This is a genomic window from Mycolicibacterium parafortuitum (genome assembly GCF_010725485.1).
In the GTDB taxonomy this organism is placed as follows: domain Bacteria; phylum Actinomycetota; class Actinomycetes; order Mycobacteriales; family Mycobacteriaceae; genus Mycobacterium.
Genome location: NZ_AP022598.1, coordinates 2724404 through 2739887, shown reverse-complemented (window position 1 = coordinate 2739887; position 15484 = coordinate 2724404). Strand labels below are relative to the sequence as shown.

Annotated in this window: 22 protein-coding genes and 1 tRNA gene; 11 read left to right on the top strand and 12 right to left on the bottom strand. The window is 66.1% G+C overall.

The genetic code is table 11. From position 1 onward, the window contains the following. Window positions 1–31: 31 nt before the first annotated feature. Complete coding sequence (locus tag NTM_RS13175) at window positions 32–580, bottom strand: molybdopterin-binding protein (protein ID WP_163766545.1); 549 nt, start codon at window positions 578–580, stop codon at window positions 32–34. A gap of 132 nt (window positions 581–712) precedes the next feature. Here NTM_RS13175 and NTM_RS13170 point away from each other — a divergent pair, with 132 nt between their 5' ends. Then, entirely contained in the window at window positions 713–1507 is a 795-nt protein-coding gene (locus tag NTM_RS13170; RefSeq protein WP_163766544.1) for a M15 family metallopeptidase, read from the top strand. A 14-nt stretch (window positions 1508–1521) separates the two neighbouring features. Here the strand turns inward: NTM_RS13170 and NTM_RS13165 are convergent, their stop codons facing one another. After that, window positions 1522–1917: a nitroreductase family deazaflavin-dependent oxidoreductase gene (locus NTM_RS13165; protein ID WP_163766543.1), complete on the bottom strand. Its 396-nt coding sequence runs from the start codon at window positions 1915–1917 to the stop codon at window positions 1522–1524. Between the two features lie 208 nt (window positions 1918–2125). On the opposite strand from NTM_RS13165, the gene NTM_RS13160 reads away from it, so the two are divergent. The 7 genes from NTM_RS13160 to NTM_RS13130 all read left to right on the top strand — a co-directional run bounded on the left by NTM_RS13160 (window position 2126) and on the right by NTM_RS13130 (window position 7645). Beyond that, window positions 2126–3025, top strand: a complete 900-nt coding sequence (locus NTM_RS13160; protein WP_179963929.1) for an oxygenase MpaB family protein — start codon at window positions 2126–2128, stop codon at window positions 3023–3025. 52 nt (window positions 3026–3077) lie between these two features. Further along, window positions 3078–4103, top strand: a complete 1026-nt coding sequence (locus tag NTM_RS13155) for an NADPH:quinone reductase (protein ID WP_163766542.1) — start codon at window positions 3078–3080, stop codon at window positions 4101–4103. A gap of 322 nt (window positions 4104–4425) precedes the next feature. Then, window positions 4426–5409, top strand: coding sequence for a hypothetical protein (locus NTM_RS13150; protein ID WP_163766541.1), 984 nt, complete (start codon window positions 4426–4428; stop codon window positions 5407–5409). 49 nt (window positions 5410–5458) lie between these two features. Further along, the gene (locus tag NTM_RS13145; protein WP_163766540.1) at window positions 5459–6316 is read left to right on the top strand and encodes a hypothetical protein; all 858 of its coding nucleotides are present in this window, start codon (window positions 5459–5461) and stop codon (window positions 6314–6316) included. A gap of 104 nt (window positions 6317–6420) precedes the next feature. After that, window positions 6421–6558: a hypothetical protein gene (locus NTM_RS13140; RefSeq protein WP_163766539.1), complete on the top strand. Its 138-nt coding sequence runs from the start codon at window positions 6421–6423 to the stop codon at window positions 6556–6558. 524 nt (window positions 6559–7082) lie between these two features. Continuing rightward, window positions 7083–7385: a hypothetical protein gene (locus NTM_RS13135; RefSeq protein WP_163766538.1), complete on the top strand. Its 303-nt coding sequence runs from the start codon at window positions 7083–7085 to the stop codon at window positions 7383–7385. Continuing rightward, on the top strand, window positions 7385–7645 hold the full coding sequence (locus tag NTM_RS13130) for a hypothetical protein (RefSeq protein WP_163766537.1): 261 nt from the start codon (window positions 7385–7387) through the stop codon (window positions 7643–7645). The genes NTM_RS13135 and NTM_RS13130 overlap by 1 nt, the downstream gene beginning before the upstream one ends. Here NTM_RS13130 and NTM_RS13125 read toward each other — a convergent pair. The 6 genes from NTM_RS13125 to NTM_RS13100 form a co-directional block, all read right to left on the bottom strand. Beyond that, window positions 7642–8181 (bottom strand): GvpU-like protein, encoded by a 540-nt coding sequence (locus NTM_RS13125; RefSeq protein ID WP_163766536.1) that lies wholly within the window; start codon window positions 8179–8181, stop codon window positions 7642–7644. The two genes, NTM_RS13130 and NTM_RS13125, sit on opposite strands and share 4 nt — an antisense overlap. A 66-nt stretch (window positions 8182–8247) precedes the next feature. Next, on the bottom strand, window positions 8248–8469 hold the full coding sequence (locus tag NTM_RS13120; protein ID WP_163766535.1) for a hypothetical protein: 222 nt from the start codon (window positions 8467–8469) through the stop codon (window positions 8248–8250). Window positions 8470–8624: 155 nt separating this feature from the next. After that, window positions 8625–8698, bottom strand: a tRNA-Leu gene (locus tag NTM_RS13115). Between the two features lie 217 nt (window positions 8699–8915). Further along, window positions 8916–9059, bottom strand: a complete 144-nt coding sequence (locus NTM_RS13110) for a hypothetical protein (RefSeq protein ID WP_161499477.1) — start codon at window positions 9057–9059, stop codon at window positions 8916–8918. Window positions 9060–9420: 361 nt separating this feature from the next. Further along, the gene (locus NTM_RS13105) at window positions 9421–9732 is read right to left on the bottom strand and encodes an EGFR-like transmembrane domain-containing protein (RefSeq protein ID WP_163766534.1); all 312 of its coding nucleotides are present in this window, start codon (window positions 9730–9732) and stop codon (window positions 9421–9423) included. A gap of 27 nt (window positions 9733–9759) precedes the next feature. Beyond that, the gene (locus tag NTM_RS13100) at window positions 9760–10383 is read right to left on the bottom strand and encodes a flavodoxin family protein (RefSeq protein WP_104864098.1); all 624 of its coding nucleotides are present in this window, start codon (window positions 10381–10383) and stop codon (window positions 9760–9762) included. Between the two features lie 111 nt (window positions 10384–10494). Between NTM_RS13100 and NTM_RS13095 the strand changes: the two genes are divergently transcribed. Then, window positions 10495–10674: a hypothetical protein gene (locus NTM_RS13095; protein ID WP_104864099.1), complete on the top strand. Its 180-nt coding sequence runs from the start codon at window positions 10495–10497 to the stop codon at window positions 10672–10674. Between the two features lie 19 nt (window positions 10675–10693). On the opposite strand, the gene NTM_RS13090 is transcribed toward NTM_RS13095, so the two are convergent. The 3 genes from NTM_RS13090 to NTM_RS13080 all read right to left on the bottom strand — a co-directional run bounded on the left by NTM_RS13090 (window position 10694) and on the right by NTM_RS13080 (window position 13299). Further along, a complete protein-coding gene (locus tag NTM_RS13090; protein WP_104864100.1) occupies window positions 10694–10951 on the bottom strand; it encodes a DUF7218 family protein in 258 nt (85 codons plus the stop codon). 66 nt (window positions 10952–11017) lie between these two features. Next, window positions 11018–12040, bottom strand: a complete 1023-nt coding sequence (locus NTM_RS13085; RefSeq protein ID WP_163766533.1) for a DNA topoisomerase IB — start codon at window positions 12038–12040, stop codon at window positions 11018–11020. A gap of 77 nt (window positions 12041–12117) precedes the next feature. Continuing rightward, entirely contained in the window at window positions 12118–13299 is a 1182-nt protein-coding gene (locus NTM_RS13080) for a zinc-dependent alcohol dehydrogenase (RefSeq protein ID WP_163766532.1), read from the bottom strand. 172 nt (window positions 13300–13471) lie between these two features. On the opposite strand from NTM_RS13080, the gene NTM_RS13075 reads away from it, so the two are divergent. Further along, window positions 13472–13912 (top strand): flavin reductase family protein, encoded by a 441-nt coding sequence (locus NTM_RS13075; protein WP_232079924.1) that lies wholly within the window; start codon window positions 13472–13474, stop codon window positions 13910–13912. Next, the gene (locus NTM_RS13070; RefSeq protein WP_163766530.1) at window positions 13909–14616 is read left to right on the top strand and encodes a pyrimidine reductase family protein; all 708 of its coding nucleotides are present in this window, start codon (window positions 13909–13911) and stop codon (window positions 14614–14616) included. The genes NTM_RS13075 and NTM_RS13070 overlap by 4 nt, the downstream gene beginning before the upstream one ends. 7 nt (window positions 14617–14623) lie before the next feature. Here the strand turns inward: NTM_RS13070 and NTM_RS13065 are convergent, their stop codons facing one another. Beyond that, window positions 14624–15421 (bottom strand): SDR family oxidoreductase, encoded by a 798-nt coding sequence (locus tag NTM_RS13065; RefSeq protein ID WP_163769471.1) that lies wholly within the window; start codon window positions 15419–15421, stop codon window positions 14624–14626. Window positions 15422–15484: the final 63 nt, after the last annotated feature.

The following is a 15484-nucleotide window of genomic DNA, read 5'->3' as shown; positions in this document are numbered from 1 at the left end:
CGGACGCGGTAGCTGAGACGAATCTGTGGATTCAGGCCACCGGTGCCGCGAGGTTCACAACACGCAGTGTCACGACGTCCCTGACCTGCCGGCCACCGGCGAGGTCGGTAGGAAGGACGAGCCGTGGCCGGTCCAGGACGTTGCCGTCCTCGACGAGGGCGAGCATCGCGGGTCTCGGCGACACGGTGGGACTGCTCTCGCCCCAGGACAGCGCCGCGGTGTATCCGTCGGCGCCGGTGACCAGAACCGCGACCGACAGCAGCGGGTTGGTCTGGCTGTTGTCGCCGCGCGGCCGGGACGCGGCGAGCACCGCGTCGAGAAGGCCTCCGGCATAGGTGTGTGTCTCGGGTCCGGTGTGGGTCTGGAACGTCACGGTCTCGGTGTGGGGAGCCAGGGTTCGCAGTTCGTCGAGCGTCCATGTCCTGGGTACGTCGACATCGCCCACGACGTCGACGGCGGCGGTGACCCGTATCGACGGCTCACCGGGCTGCTCAGCGCGCGCGTCCACCCCGGTGAGGGCTGCGACTGTCAGCAGTGCGGTCACCGTCAGTAGAACCAGTCTGCGGCCGAGAGTCGCCATCTCCCGATTATGGGGACGGCGCCACTGCGCCGCAGTGGCTGAGATTCGGCCTGGTTATCCGGCAAGGAGTTTGCATGGCCCGATGGCCGGGGTCATCCTGCGGCGTCGACGGGTCGGTGTTGAAATAGACGGATGCCTTTCCTGCTGAAGGCGGCCGCTGTGGCCGCGGCTGCGTTCCTGGCGACCGTTGCGACCGGGCCGGGCGCCGCGGCGCAACCGGAGCCGACCGCACCACCGGAGTTCGTCTCGCTCAGCGATGTCGATTCCACGATCCTGCTGGACATTCGCTACGCCACACCCCACAACTTCACCGGCGAACCGGTCGACGGGTACCAGACACCGATGTGCATTCTCACCCGTCCTGCCGCCGAGGCGCTGCACCGCGCGCAGCAGCAGTTCCTGGCAGAGGGCTATTCCCTGAAGATCTACGACTGTTATCGCCCGCAGCGCGCCGTGAACGAATTCGTCACCTGGGCAGCTGATCTGACCGATCAGCGAATGAAAGCAGAGTTCTATCCGCGAGTGGACAAGTCGCGGCTGTTCGACGACGGCTACATCGCCGACAAGTCCGGGCACAGCCGAGGCGATACCGTGGACCTGACCCTGGTCCGCCTGCCGGCGGCACCCACCGCACCCTATGAGCCTGGCCAACCGCTGGTGGACTGTGCGGCACCGCAGCCCGAACGCTTCCCCGACAACAGCATCGACATGGGCACCGGCTACGACTGCTTCGACACCCTCTCGCACACCCTGGACCCCCGGGTGCAGGGCGAGCAGTTGAAGAATCGGCTGCTACTCAAGGACGGTCTCGAACGGCAGGGCCTGCAGAACTACGAATACGAGTGGTGGCACTTCACCTTCAAGCCCGAGACATTTCCCGACACGTACTTCGATTTCCCCGTCGCGCCGACGTCGCTGAGCGACTGAAGGCGTCGCGAGGTTCAGCCCGCGGAATCAGCGGTCGTCAGCAGAAGGACTGCCTCGTTGTAGGGAAACGCGCGGTAGAGCACCCGGGAACCGGGCATCACGAGGTCTGCGGCTTCGGCCTTGCTCACCACCCGTGGGTTGACGAGCGCGACGGCCTGTCCCCGCTTGTGCAGCACCGTCGGACCGCCGGCCAGCACGTTCTTCACCCAGTTCGTCTGTGGGCCGTAGCCGATGAGGAAGGCGTAACCGTCCTGGGTGTCGAACACCAATAGAGGTGTCCGATATCGCTTGCCGGACTTGCGCCCGACGTGCTCCAGCGTCCCGAGGTTCGGAAGCCACGGCGTGATCGCGCGCGCCGCCGGGTTGGTGACCCGCTTGTTGAACTCGGCGATTCGGCGTGGCATACGCATTCTCGGAGTCTAGGTATCGGCCGAGGGCATCACCGGCCTCTTGGCGATCGTGACAGGACGCGACGAGTTGGCCGCCCCGCGCCTCACGACCTGGCCGACCACGGGAGCCACCCGCGCGTGCCGAGTCTTCTCGTCCGCCGCCGTGGTGTTTACGCCGACCAAGCCCGCCCGCGCTCGCTTTTCCGGCGGGCCACGTACCGTCGAGAGCATGGTGTTGGCGCGGGAAGTGGCGGCGATCAGGAGCGCCTTGGGCCGCGCGGTGTTCGGAATGGTGGCCGGCCCCGACGGGCCGGACAACCGAGTACGTATCCACGGCACTCCGGGACCTCGATGGTTTGCCGAGGATCGACCGATCCGCCGAGTGCACGGCGACGCGTCGATGTTCGTCGGAGGACTTCGGGCGCTGCTGCTGCAATCCCTGCATCCGTTGGCGATGGCCGGCGTCGCCGAGCACTCCGACTACCGCGCCGACCCGTGGGGACGTCTGCAGCGCACCAGTACGTTCCTCGCGGTGACGACGTTCGGGCCCGACGCCGAGGCGCAGCGGGCCGTCGACAAGGTGCGCGGCATCCACCGCCGGGTGCGCGGGGTGGCGCCGGACGGCACACCGTATGAAGCCGGCGATCCCCACCTTCTCGAATGGGTGCACATCGCCGAGATCGACAGCTTCCTGCTGGCGCACCAGCGGTACGGGGCACAGCCTCTCGACCAGGCCGGCCGGGACGGGTACGTCGCCGACACCGCCCGCGTCGCAACGGCTTTGGGTGTGCCTGATCCTCCCCGCACCGAGGGCGAGTTGCGCGAGCGGATCACCGCCTACCGGCCGGAGCTGCGCGGTACCGCAGCCGCCCGCGATGCCGCCCGGTTTTTGTTGTTGACGCCGCCGCTGCCGTTGGCGGCACGCGCACCGTACGGAGTGCTGTCTGCGACCGCGGTCGCGATGCTGCCGGTGTGGGCACGAAAACCGTTGTGGCTGCCGTACTTCCCGCCCCTGGAGGCGACGGCGGTGCGGGCCGCCGGACAGGTGCTCGTCGGCGGGATCCGGTGGGTGATGACGGCCAGTCAGGAAGAGCAGTCTGTCGGGAGTCCAGCCCCGGTCGCCCGGTGATGCGGTCGAGGCGTCAGGAACATCTGGTGCCGTGCCTCGCGTTGTCCGTCCTATGAAGGCGATCACCTACTCCCGCACCGGCGACAGTTCGGTCCTGCAGCTGCGAGACCGGGAGGTTCCCGAGCCGGGGGCCGGCCAGGTGCGAGTGCGGATCGTGGTGTCCGGGGTCAATCCCACCGACTGGAAGCACCGCAAGGGTGCGGGCCCCGGCCAAGAACTGGACTTCCCCGAAATCGTGCCCCACCACGACGGCGCCGGAGTGGTGGACGCCGTCGGCGACGGCGTCTCCGACCTGGCGGTCGGTGATCGGGTGTGGGTTTTCATGGCCCAGCTCCAGCGGCCCGACGGTACGGCGCAGGAGTACGTCGTGCTGCCCGTCGCCTCGGTGGTCCGGCTGCCCGACGACGTCGGCTTCGATGTCGGGGCGAGCCTCGGGGTGCCGGCGGTCACCGCGCACCGGGCGCTGACGGTCGCGGAGGGGTGGCCGTCGCGGCTGCGGCCCGGAGCGCTGGCCGGAGCGACGGTGCTCGTCGCCGGTGGTGCCGGTGCGGTCGGTCATGCCGCCATCCAATTGGCTCGGTGGGCTGGTGCCCGCGTGATCACCACGGTCAGCACGCCCGAGAAGGAGGCGCTGGCCGCCGCGGCGGGTGCCGACCACATCGTGAACTACAAAGCCGGTGACACCGTGGCGGCGATCCGCGCTATCGCGCCCGACGGGGTCGACATCGTCGTCGAGGTCGCACCGGCGGCCAACGCCGCACTCGATGCGGCCGTGGTGTCGAACCGGGCGACGATCGCGATCTACGCCAACGACGGTGGCGGGAGTGTGGAGCTCGACGTCATGTCGAACATGTGGGTCAACGCCCGGTATCAGTTCCTGGTCCTCTACACCGTCGGTGCCGACGCGCTGGCGCACGGTCGCGAGGATGTGGCCGCGGCGGTCCGCGACGGAGCGATGGGTGTCGGCGAGAGCAACGGGCTTCCCGTGCACTACTTTTCGCTCGAGGACACCGCGGCCGCCCACGACGCGGTCGAGAACGGGGTGACCGGCAAGGTACTCATTCGGGTGAGTGAGTAGGGATCGCGTCGGGGCATTCTGGCGACAGAGACTGTTTCGGTGCCCCCAGTCGGACTCGAACCGACACTTGGCGGATTTTAAGAACCTGCAGGCGGCTATTTCGACCTGCGGCTAAGCAACCCTACGACTGGTCAGATCCCCAGCTAGAGCGCATATCTGGCCGCGTTCAGCTACCGGACCAGGCGACACCCTTTCAGGGCTAACCCCCTCAGGGTTGCACAACGAATGCGCAACGGAACTACCCGCAGCAGATGTTTGCTGCCCCAGGCACCAAACCGAAAATGCGTCGTGCCGCAGGGGCGCGGCTGGGAGAATGGTCCACATGGAGGGGACGGACGACGGGGTTGAATCGGACGCTGGCTTCACGTGGAAGAACCCGTGGATTGCCGAGTTCAAGGAGCGCGAGCAGATCTTGAAGGCCACGCGCGGCTACGAGCTGGCGGAACAGGTGCGCATGCTCAACTTCGCGTCGTACGCGTTCGGAGGGAACACCACCGAACTGCAGAACCACTTGAGTCGCTATCCTGCGATATTCCAGTCGGGTCAGAAGCCCCCGCTGGATCCCGATGTGGGCGACCCGTTCACGGTCGAACTGTCTCGGCTGTTGCTGAATGCGCTAGGTGCCGCCTCTGCGCTCATCTCCGGCCAGCGCGCCATCTTGCGCGACGTGTGGCCCAAAGTCGGCCGCGACCCGTCAGAGTTCGAACAAGGGCCGTACACAGAGAAGCGGCTTGAGCTTTTCGTTGAGATTGAGGCGAAGCTGATCGTCGACCTTCGGAACTATGCGCAACACAAGTTCCTGCCCAAGCTAGACGCGACGACCTACTGGTCCACCCAGATTCCGCTCGGCGAACTGCGGTTCATGCTCTCCACCAAGCCATTACTCGAATGGGACCGGCTCTCTGCGCCTGTTCGCGAATACCTCAAGGCTGCAGGGGATTCCGTTGACTTGCTGCCGATCTATCAGCGGTACACCGTGTCGGTGCGGGAGTTCTTCAAGTGGTTCTGGCTACAGGTGGAGGACGCAATGCGCGCCGAACGCGCCGAGATTAAGGCGCACGGCGAAGAGTTGAACGCGTTTGCGGAGGACGTGTTTCTGGCACCCGACTGGTTCCAAAATGGCGGCGAGCCTCCGGCGAACTGGGCCACGATCGCGCCGAGGTGGAGGCGCACGCGAAAGGCTAAGATCCGCCTTAAGCGAGCGGAGATCGGCCACACCTCAGTCCGGGGCATCGCGGTCGACAGCGACGGCAACGCGACAGTCGGCGAGCACCCTTGGACACCGATAACGACACGCGTCCCCTGATAGCCGCTACGCCCATTCTTGTGTCACACAGATTCGATACCGTGGCCGTATGCGCAGGAAGCCGCAGCCGACCGAGGACGTCGCGAAGATGAACGCAACGTTCAAAGAGCTGCCCGGCCAAGCGACGATGCGCGTCCAAGCCGCCGAATACAAGGCGAAAGCGTTCGAACGCGAACTCAAGAGCGCAAAGGCGTGGACACCCGAGCGCATGTACTGGTTGCTCGGTCTGGTCCCGGCATCGCTCGTCGCCTTGCAGATCCTCATAGCTGCCAAGGGCGACCCCAACACGCTGCGCTCGCTCGTGCAGAACTTGAACATCACGGCAATATTCCTCGCCACGGTTCTGCCATTCGCGTTGGTCGTGTTGGCGTTTCTGTGCCTATCAGTCGCGCTGACTGAATTATCGAGCTGCCGCCGAATGAGAGCGAACGATCCGATGAACCCTGCGCTCGCGAATGCGCTTACCCGTCTGGGCGGCGCAATTGCGTTGGGGCTCCTCGTCACCGCGCTCAGCGTCGCAACGATGCCCTCAATCCTGTTCGTAACCACGCTTGTCATCTGCACTACGTGGCTAGGTCTCTACATGGGCGGCGATAGCAAGCACCGATTTACCACGCTCTTCCAGGCAATCGTGCCGGTCTACCTGTTCGCGGTGATGGCCGCTGGTGTCGTCTTCGTCCTTACTTCTGGCATGTGGCTACCGCGAGAAGAACTCACGTTCGGTCGCGCACAAACAGGAGCGGTCTACGTATTGTCGTCGGATAGCGAGTGGACGAAGTATCTAGACGAGGCTACGAACTCAGTGGAAATCGTCGTGACCAAGTACGTGACTAAGCGCGAGATAATGCCCGACGACGACAATTGGACTAATCAGACTGTTGCGGAATTGATTTCGCGACACCTCTAGTTGGCCTGCTGCCGCAGCGGAATAACCGTGCCCGTCGTCGGCAGGGCGGGCAACGGTGCGGGTGCTGTCCCGCTTGAAAGGAAAAACCAATGCCACGAGTAGACATGCCCAATCCCGATCAGATCAGCACGGCGATACGCGATTTCGAGCACGCACTGACCGGCCACATCGACAACGCCTTCAACCCCTCATGGGTTCGGGCGGGTCGTGTCGCCAATACCCAACCGGCCCTGTTCGATTGAAGCCGACCGAGGGGCCGTCGCACATCGACTTGAGCAAGCCCGACGACGTTGTCGTCGTGTTCGCATCGGACGTGACCGAGGCGAGGCGGAGGTCTACGTGCTGTCCGACATCCCGGCACAGGACACAGACGGCGCAATCGAGACCGACTTTCCCGCCGACGTGTTCGTGCGCGACGGCAAGCCTGTCGTCCGACTGTCCGATCTCTTCTGGAACGCGCTCGTGCACACCAACGAAGGCGCGCAATACGTCGAACCCACCGACCCTCTCGCCAGTATCGGACAACAGTTCCTCGCCCGCTTCCGGTTCGGCACTGTCGCCTTGGATCGCTGCGACCTCCGGCGCAAGCCCCGGATCTGCGGCGGTCGGACGCTACTGGTCCCGCAGCAGGTCGGCATGTTCGTCTACATCTGGGAGATGTCGAACACTGCCACGACGCCGCACTCGACACCGCGATGGCGTCGATGGCTCGGGAGATCGCAGCGGCCCGTGCTGCAGTCGGCCTGCCGACCGAAGGCGAAGACCAGTGAAGCGGCGTCCCGCCCGGCGCAATCCGGTGACTGGGCGTCGCAGCGCCGATCCGGTTACGCAGAAACGGCTACGGCAAGCGCTGGCAGACCGGCGCGACGCGGCGACGCAAAGTGTGCAGGAGTTCCGCTCGCGGCGGCTCGCGGCGGCGATGGTGCAGACCCGCCGACCCGAGACCGACCCGAGCGCCGTCGAGGCCGCTGCGCTGGCCGAGGCCCATGCGCAGCAACACGGCCTAGGCGAACTGCCGGGTGCGCCCGGCGATAGCGGCAGCGCCCAGCACAGTGGGCAGGGCGGTTGATGTTTCCGACTGACGACCTAACGCTGACGGCGCTGGAGCACGCGCTTAATACGTGCCGGGGTGAGGGCCGCAAGCTGGTAGCGATCGTCCCCACTCGCGACGGCGGCGAATACAACCTCAATCAGCTATTGAGCTTCATGTCAGGCGACGAGCGCGACGCGGCGACAGGCTGGCCGATCTACTACTGCGAGAAGGACGTCATCCGCGCGCTCGTCGCACGCGTGCGCGAGCTGGAAGCACAGTTGGCGGCGAAGGTCTAGGTCCAGGTCGTCACTCCGAGTGTCCAACCGACGACTTGGTCCATGCGAACACGCGCGTGGGGGTGCCTGATCGAGGCCGCGCCTGGGACTGTGTAATACACGTCCTTCAACTGGATCTGACGAGCGATGACCCAACGCGCGGTCTTCGTTCCGTGCTCATCGAAAGCTCGACTATCGGCTTCAATCTCGGCGTCCGCTTCATCAGCTCGATTTTCGAACACGCTCTTGGCGTATTCGTCCGCAGCCTCGGGCAGCTCCCCGTCCGCAGTGGCGTTCGTCCAGCCTTCGCGGTACACGTCTGCGATCCCGCGCAGGAAATCCTGCTCGCTCTGAAGGTAGCCAGCGATAGTTGCGCCGTGGAGATACAGGGTCAGGGGTATGCCGGTCCCCATCCCACCGCCGTTGGCGGAATCTACGAGCTGCTGCAACAGCCGGTCGGGCGCGCCGTAGTAATCGAACCCTTGCTGAAGGCTTTCGAAGAATTCAATGCTGCTATCGGCAGGGGCTTGTTCGTCGGAACTCTCTGATTCGCTCATGTCGACATCGTGTCAGCACCCTCTGACAAGTCCCCGGAACCACAACCATGCCACGTCGCGCTCGGGTTAGACGAACAGCGACGCCACGTTGCCGCCGAGACCGACAAGCACGCCCGCCCCGATCAGCACCGGGCCGCGTACCGCCTGCCAGCGGGTCTCGGGTTGATGCACCTTGCCCAATCCGTTCTCAAATTCGATATACGTGCTGACCGTCAAGACAATCCCCGCGATCTCAAGCAGGGCGGCAATCCCGTAGAACGCCAGGAGCACAACAACGGTTGTCGACATGCGGCGCACCGTATCGACGCAGGGTGACATGTCCTGTTTGCTGTGCAGCGATGCGTGCGCGACCGACCCGCCATCTATGCACAACGAGTGCACAACAGAACTCACACGTTAGACAGCCTAAGGGCAGGAAACCGCATCTAGCTGGTGTTTCTCGGTGCCCCCAGTGAGACTCGAACTCACACTTGGCGGATTTTAAGTCCGCTGCCTCTGCCAATTGGGCTATGGGGGCGAGAACACCCGGGCAGGAATCTAGCGTGCCTCAGCCCGACGGCGAAACCTGGCGTACCGGTGGCGCGTCGTCCCCGCTACGGCCTGCTCTGATTACCTCTACACGCCCTCGGCCCGAGCCGTGCTGTGGGCACCGTCCGCGGGTCGCGACCCACCTAAGCATCACCTTTGCGCGCGAACACTTTTCGAACTACCAGCCGGGCGATCGACCGCCAGCGCTACGGCGTGGTCAGCAACGTGTAGACGACCAACACGAACGTCAGCACCATCAGCACCAGGACGCCGATGACCTGAATTCTGCGTCGCAGGTCCATCGAATTCTCACGGCGGGTCTCGGGTGCCTGATACCAGGGCTCTGCCATTCCGCGAGTCTATACCGGCCGAGCCCCAACGAGGCACGGATTCTTCATAGCCCCAGCGAGCGCGCCCCCTCACTTTCCCCTGGTAAGCAGTCTGGCAACGGAACTTTTTGCGTTTGCCAAAACTACCCTTGCCGGCGATTCTCCCAGGTACTTTGCCAGGCTGCCGCTTGACAGGCACTGAAAGGCGACGACCCACCAGGTGGAGCCACCCCTCAACCGAGACGCCCGGCCCTCGGTGACGTTGCGGGACACGGCCGATCGCCCCGCCGGGCGGGGGCGGCCCGACCGACGCGCCCCAGCCACAGCAGAAGGGCCCCGCCGTGGGCGGGGCCCTTCCTTACCGATCGGTCTGTGTGCCGGGCTAGCTGGTCGGCGGTTCGTAGGTGGCGTCGGGATTGTCCCTGTGCCACTCCACCTGCTTCTCCTGCACCTTGTGGTGCGCGCGGTTGAGCCAGAACAGCCCACCACCGATGAGCAGCACAGCCAGCACGACGCCGATGATCCCCGCCGCAGCGGTGCCGTTGGCGAACGAAAACAGTCCGAGCACGAGGCTCAGGACACCGAGGCCTACGGCGATCAGGCCCGGGGCGTTGACCCCGGCCTTCATCGTTTCGCCGGCATGCTGGCGGGTGGTCCGGGCGTGGTCGACCGGGTCATGTGACGTGTCAGGCATGATGCTCCTTTCGCTGACGGGTCGTCATCACTGATAGGGCTGGTATTGCGACCGTTTGAGCACCCGCGCCAGATGCGCGGCGTTGCGGGCGGCGGCCGCGGTCGCCGACGCGATCTGTTCGGGCACCTGGTCGAGGTCTTTGTAGTCACCCGATTCCATCGCCGGGCCGTTCCAGTACGTGCACCCTTGCGCGGGAATGCTGTACCCGACGTCGTTGAGCGCCTGGAACAGGTCGGCGACCACCTTGTGCGCGCCGTCCTCGTTGCCGACGACGCTGACCAACGCGACCTTTCCGACCATCACCGGCCGGCCCTCATCGTCGGTGTTGGACAACTCGGCGTCGAGGCGCTCCAGCACCCGCTGGGTGACCGACGCGGGATGCCCGAGCCAGATGGGTGAGCTGAGCACCAGAATGTCTGCAGCAAGGACCTTTTCGCGAATCTGCGGCCACTGGTCACCTGATCCCATGTCCGCCTCGACCCCGGGCGCGATGTCGTAGTCGGCGCAGCGAACGGCCTCGCATTCGACGCCTTGGGCACGCAGCTGCTCGAAGACGTGGTCAGTCATCAGCGCGCTGCTGGACTCCGCCGGGCTCGGCTTCAGGCTGCAGACGAGACCCACCGCGCGCAGCGATTCCGAATCTTGAGCCATGGGGCCGAAATACCCGGGCCCTACCCACCCAAACTGGGAGCGCCGTCACGTCATACGTCCGTCATGTGCACGAACCGTTTGAAAGTCCACCGCGAGGGCATCTGTCAGGCCATGAGCAACCCCCGTGACGAGAAGGCCGAAGCCGATACCGAAGAAGACACCAAGGTCGCAGGATCACGGGCTTCAGAGGGTAACGACGATCCGTCCGACGGCCCCTACGTCGGACGTTCCAGCTCTGACGACGATTTCGATGCCGGCGAGTCGGGCGCGGAGGCCCGCAGCGACGACTGAGCGCGCAGCCCGCGCAACCTCAGTGGTTGCGCAGCTTGTCGATCAACTCGTCCTTGGTCAGGTGCGAGTACCCCGACATCCCGAGCTCCTTGGCGCGCTGCTTCAGGTCGCCGACCGTCCAGTCGTCATAGGACCCGGATTTGCCGCCGCGGCGACCCACCGTCGACTTGCCCTGCCCGGCCGCGGCGTTCGAGATGCGCGCCGCTTTCTCCTTCGAGTTGCCCTGATCACGCAGCTCCTCGTACATCTTCTCGTTCTTGATCGACGAGTTCGGCATAGAACATCAACCTCCTGTCGTATGCGGTAGGAGGAGGTTTCCCGGTGCTCCGGCAACCAAACAGCCTCAGCCCCGTGCGACCCGCCGGATCAGCATCCGGGTCGCCTTCTCCAGGATGGCCTGCGCCTCGTCGGGCTCATCGACCTTGGTGGCGCGTCGCACAGCGGACGCGATCGTCAGCCCGTTGGCGTAACCGTCCACCACCCGCGGGTCCACGTACGACGTGCGCGCCACCGCCGGGGTGTTCCCCAACTCGGCCGAGACCTCCTTCATGACCGCGGAGACCTCCCGCTTCACCCGTGTCTTCGATGTCGGCGCCTTCGCGTCGGCGAACGCGGCGGCCGCCAGCACCGTCCCGTGCCAGGTACGCAGATCCTTGACGGTGAACTCCTCACCGACGAGTTCCTTGAATCGCGCGTTGAGGTCGTCGGCGCGCACGTCCACCCAACTTCCGTCCGCGCCACCCCGGCACACCAGCAGCCGTTCTGTGCGCTCACCCCGCCGCATCAACGAGCGGACCGCGCGCACCACTTCCGGATCCTCGATCTCCACATTGCGCTGCACGCCGCTCTTGGCGGGATAGTCGAACACCACCGCCCCGTTGCGCAGCGTCACGTGCTCGCACAGCAAGGTGGCCAGACCGTAGTGTTCGAACTCTTCCGCCGACTGCTCGCCCCCGGCCCGGAAGTAACCGCGGTCGAGCAGCTGCAGCGCCAAGGCCAGCACCCGTTCGCGCTCGAGTCCGCGCCGCGACAGATCCGCCGCGATCTGCTTGCGCCACTCCGGAAGCCGCTGCGACAGCGCGAGCACGCGGTCGAACTTCTCCTCGGCGCGTTCCTGCTGCCACCGCTCGTGGTACAGGTACTGGCGCCGTCCGGCGACATCGGTGCCGACGGCCTGGATGTGTCCGTTGGGTGACGGGCTGATCCAGACGTTCTTCCACGCCGGCGGGATGACGAGGTCCTTGATCCGCTGCGCGGTGTCGGGGTCGGCGAGCAGTTCGCCGTCGGGACCGTAGTACGCGAATCCCTTACCGCGCCGCTTCCGGACGATGCCCGGCGAATTCAGTTTGCTTCGGGTCAGCCGCACGATGAGCACCTTCCGGAACCGTGGACGATGCCGGTGGAATACCCGGTTCCGCTGTGCCGCTCACCATTACGAGGTCCTTACGGCTGCAGGATCACCTTCACCGCACCGTCCTTCTTCTTCTGGAAGATGTCGTAGGCGTGCGGCGCCTCGTCCAGCGGCAGCACGTGCGTGGCGAACGTGTCCACCCCGAGCGGATCCGAGTCGGTCAGCAGCGGCATGATGTCGTCGACCCACCGCTTGACGTTCGCCTGACCCATCCGCAGCTGAATCTGCTTGTCGAACAACGTCAGCATCGGGATCGGGTCGGCCATCCCGCCGTAGACACCGATCAGCGACAGCGTTCCGCCGCGCCGCACACAGTCGATCGCCGAGTACAGCGCGCCGAGGCGGTCGATGCCGGCCTTCTGCATCATGGGCTTGGCGATCGCATCGGGCAGGAACGCCGTCGCCGCCTGAACGGCGTGTGTCACCGGCGACCCGTGCGCCTCCATCCCGACCGCGTCGATCACGGCGTCGCTGCCGCGGCCGCCGGTCAGCCTGCGCACCTCGTCGCCGACCGAGCCGTCGACGTTGGACGCGTCGATGGTGTGGATGCCGCGTGCGGTCGCCCGGTCGAGCCGCTCCGGCACGAGATCGACGGCGAACACCTGATATCCGAGATGCTGGGCGATCCTGGCCGCCATGTCCCCGATCGGGCCGAGACCGAGGACGGTGACGGTGCCGCCCTTCGGGATGTCGGCGTAGACCACCGACTGCCACGCCGTGGGCAGCACATCAGACAGGTATACGAACCGCGAATCCGGCGGCCCCTCAGGCACTTTGATGTGGGTGAACTGAGCTTGCGGGACCCGCAGGTACTGGGCCTGCCCGCCGGGCACCGAACCGTAGAGCTCCGAATAGCCGAACAGCGCCGCACCCATCCCCTGCTCACGCACCTGGGTCGTCTCGCACTGGGTGTAGAGCAACTGGTCGCACATGAAGCAGTGGCCGCACGAGATCTGGAACGGGATGACCACCCGGTCGCCGACCGACAGGTTCGTCACCTCCGAACCCACCTCACGCACGATGCCCATCGGCTCGTGGCCGAGGACGTCCCCCTCGTTCATGAACGCGCCGAGAACCTCGTACAGATGCAGGTCCGAACCGCAGATGTTGGTGGACGTGACCTCGATGATCGCGTCGGTGGGCTCCTCGATCCTCGGATCCGGAACAGTGTCGACGCGTACATCCCTGCGCCCATGCCATGTCACAGCCTTCATGGGCCCGTCACTACCCTGTGACAGGCCCCCCAAACGTCGCGCCGTTTGGTCAAGATCAGAAACGGCAATGAGGACTTGGTCGAAGGAGGTCGAGTCGAAGGAGGTCGCAGTGGGCGAACAACACGGCGGCAGTGCCGCATTCGAAGGCCTGGTGTCCCTGCTCGACTATCCGATGTTCGTGGTGACCACCGCCGTCGGCGACCGCAGGTCAGGCTGCCTGGTCGGATTCACCTCACAGACCAGCATCAACCCGCCGCGTTTCCTGGTCGGCCTGTCCCGCAAGAACCACACCTACACCGTGGCCCAGGACACCGAGCACCTCGCCGTGCACGTCCTGCCGCGCGACGCGCTGTCCGTGGCGAGGTTGTTCGGCAGCACCACCGGTGACTCGACGGATAAGTTCGCCGAATGCGCCTGGCATGAAGGACCGCACGGCCTGCCCGTCCTCGACGACGCGGCGGCCTGGTTCGCCGGGCGGGTGGTCCGCCGGTTCGACGTCGGCGACCACGTCGCCCATCTTCTGGAGCCCGTCGACGGCAGCGCTCCCGACGAGCTCGGTGACCTGATCACGTTCTCCGACGTCCGCGACATCGAGCCGGGCCACGACGCATGACCGACGTGCGGACCCTGCCCGCCGGCGCCGCCGTGGAGGACCACGGCTACCGGCCGGCGCCCGCCGGGGTGCGGGTCAACATGATCTTCAGCGCCGACGGCGCCGCGGCGTTCGCCGGGCGGGCAGGACCGCTGTCGTCTCCGGCTGACTATGCGCTGCTGTTGGCGTTGCGCGCCTACGCCGACGTGGTTCTCGTCGGCGCCGGAACCGCGCGCGCCGAAGGCTACGGCCCGGTGCGGCTGCGTCCGGAACACCGCGCGCATCGTCGCGAACTGGGCCTGGGTGACGACCCGCCGCCGCTGGCGGTCGTGTCGCGGTCCGGCCGGCTACCCGAGAGCATGTTCGGCGGGCCGACCCCGCCGATCCTGATCACCGGCAGCGCAAGCACCAGCGCCGCGCGGGAAACCGGTTGCCGGGTCATCGTTTCCGGCACCGACACCGTCGACGTCGGCGGTGCGATCCACCAACTCCGCGAACAGGGCCTGCAGCGCATCCTGTGCGAGGGCGGGCCGACGCTGCTCGACGAACTCGTCGCGCTCGACCTCGTCGACGAACTCTGCGTGACCCTCGCCCCGAGGCTGGCCGGCAGCCAACCGGTGGGCAGCGGCGCACCGTCGGCCATCGCCGCCCCGACCGCGCTGCGGTTGGGACGGGTGCTCGTCGGCGCCGACGGGTACCTGTTCCTGACCTACCACCGCGGGTGAGACACCCTCAGCCCGGCAGCGTCTCGCCACCGATCGGGGCCAGCACCTCACCGCTGTAGTACGACGACATCCGCGACGCCGCGAAGAACACGTAGGACGGCGCGATCTCGTCGGGCTGCGCGGCGCGGCCCATCGGCACCTGCTCGCCGAACGACTCGACCTTCTCCGCATCCATCGTCGCCGGGATCAGCGGGGTCCACACCGGTCCCGGCGCGACGCAGTTGACCCGGATCCCGCGCTCGGCCAGTGACTGCGCCAGCGAGTACGTCAGCGCGATGACCGCACCCTTGGTCGCCGAGTAGTCGATCAGGGTCTTGTTGCCGCGCAGCCCGTTGATGGACCCGGTGTTGATGATCGCGGCACCGTCGGGCAGGTGACGCAGCGCGGCTTTCGTGACGTGGAAGAAGCTGTCGATGTTCACCGCGAAGGTGCGTCGCCACTGGGCGTCCGAGATCTCGGTGAGGTCGGTGGCCGGCGACTGGAATGCGACGTTGTTGACGACGATGTCGAGCCCGCCGAGCTGTTGGGCGGTCTCGTCGACGACGCGGCGGCAGTGTTCGGGGTCGGCGAGGTCACCGGGGAATTCGACGCCGCGCCGGCCGGCTGCCTCGATCAGCGACAGCGTATGTGCGGCATCGGTTTTCTCCTCCAGGTACGCGATGGAGACGTCGGCGCCCTCCTTGGCGAACGCGACGGCCACGGCTCTGCCGATACCAGAATCCCCGCCGGTGATGAGCGCCTTCTTCCCGGTGAGCAGGCCGGTGCCCTGATAGTCGCGCATCTCGTCACGCGGACGGTCGGACATCTGGTCGGTCTCGCCCGGATACGGGATCACACCGTCAGGGGTCACGTCGGGGGCTGCGGGGGT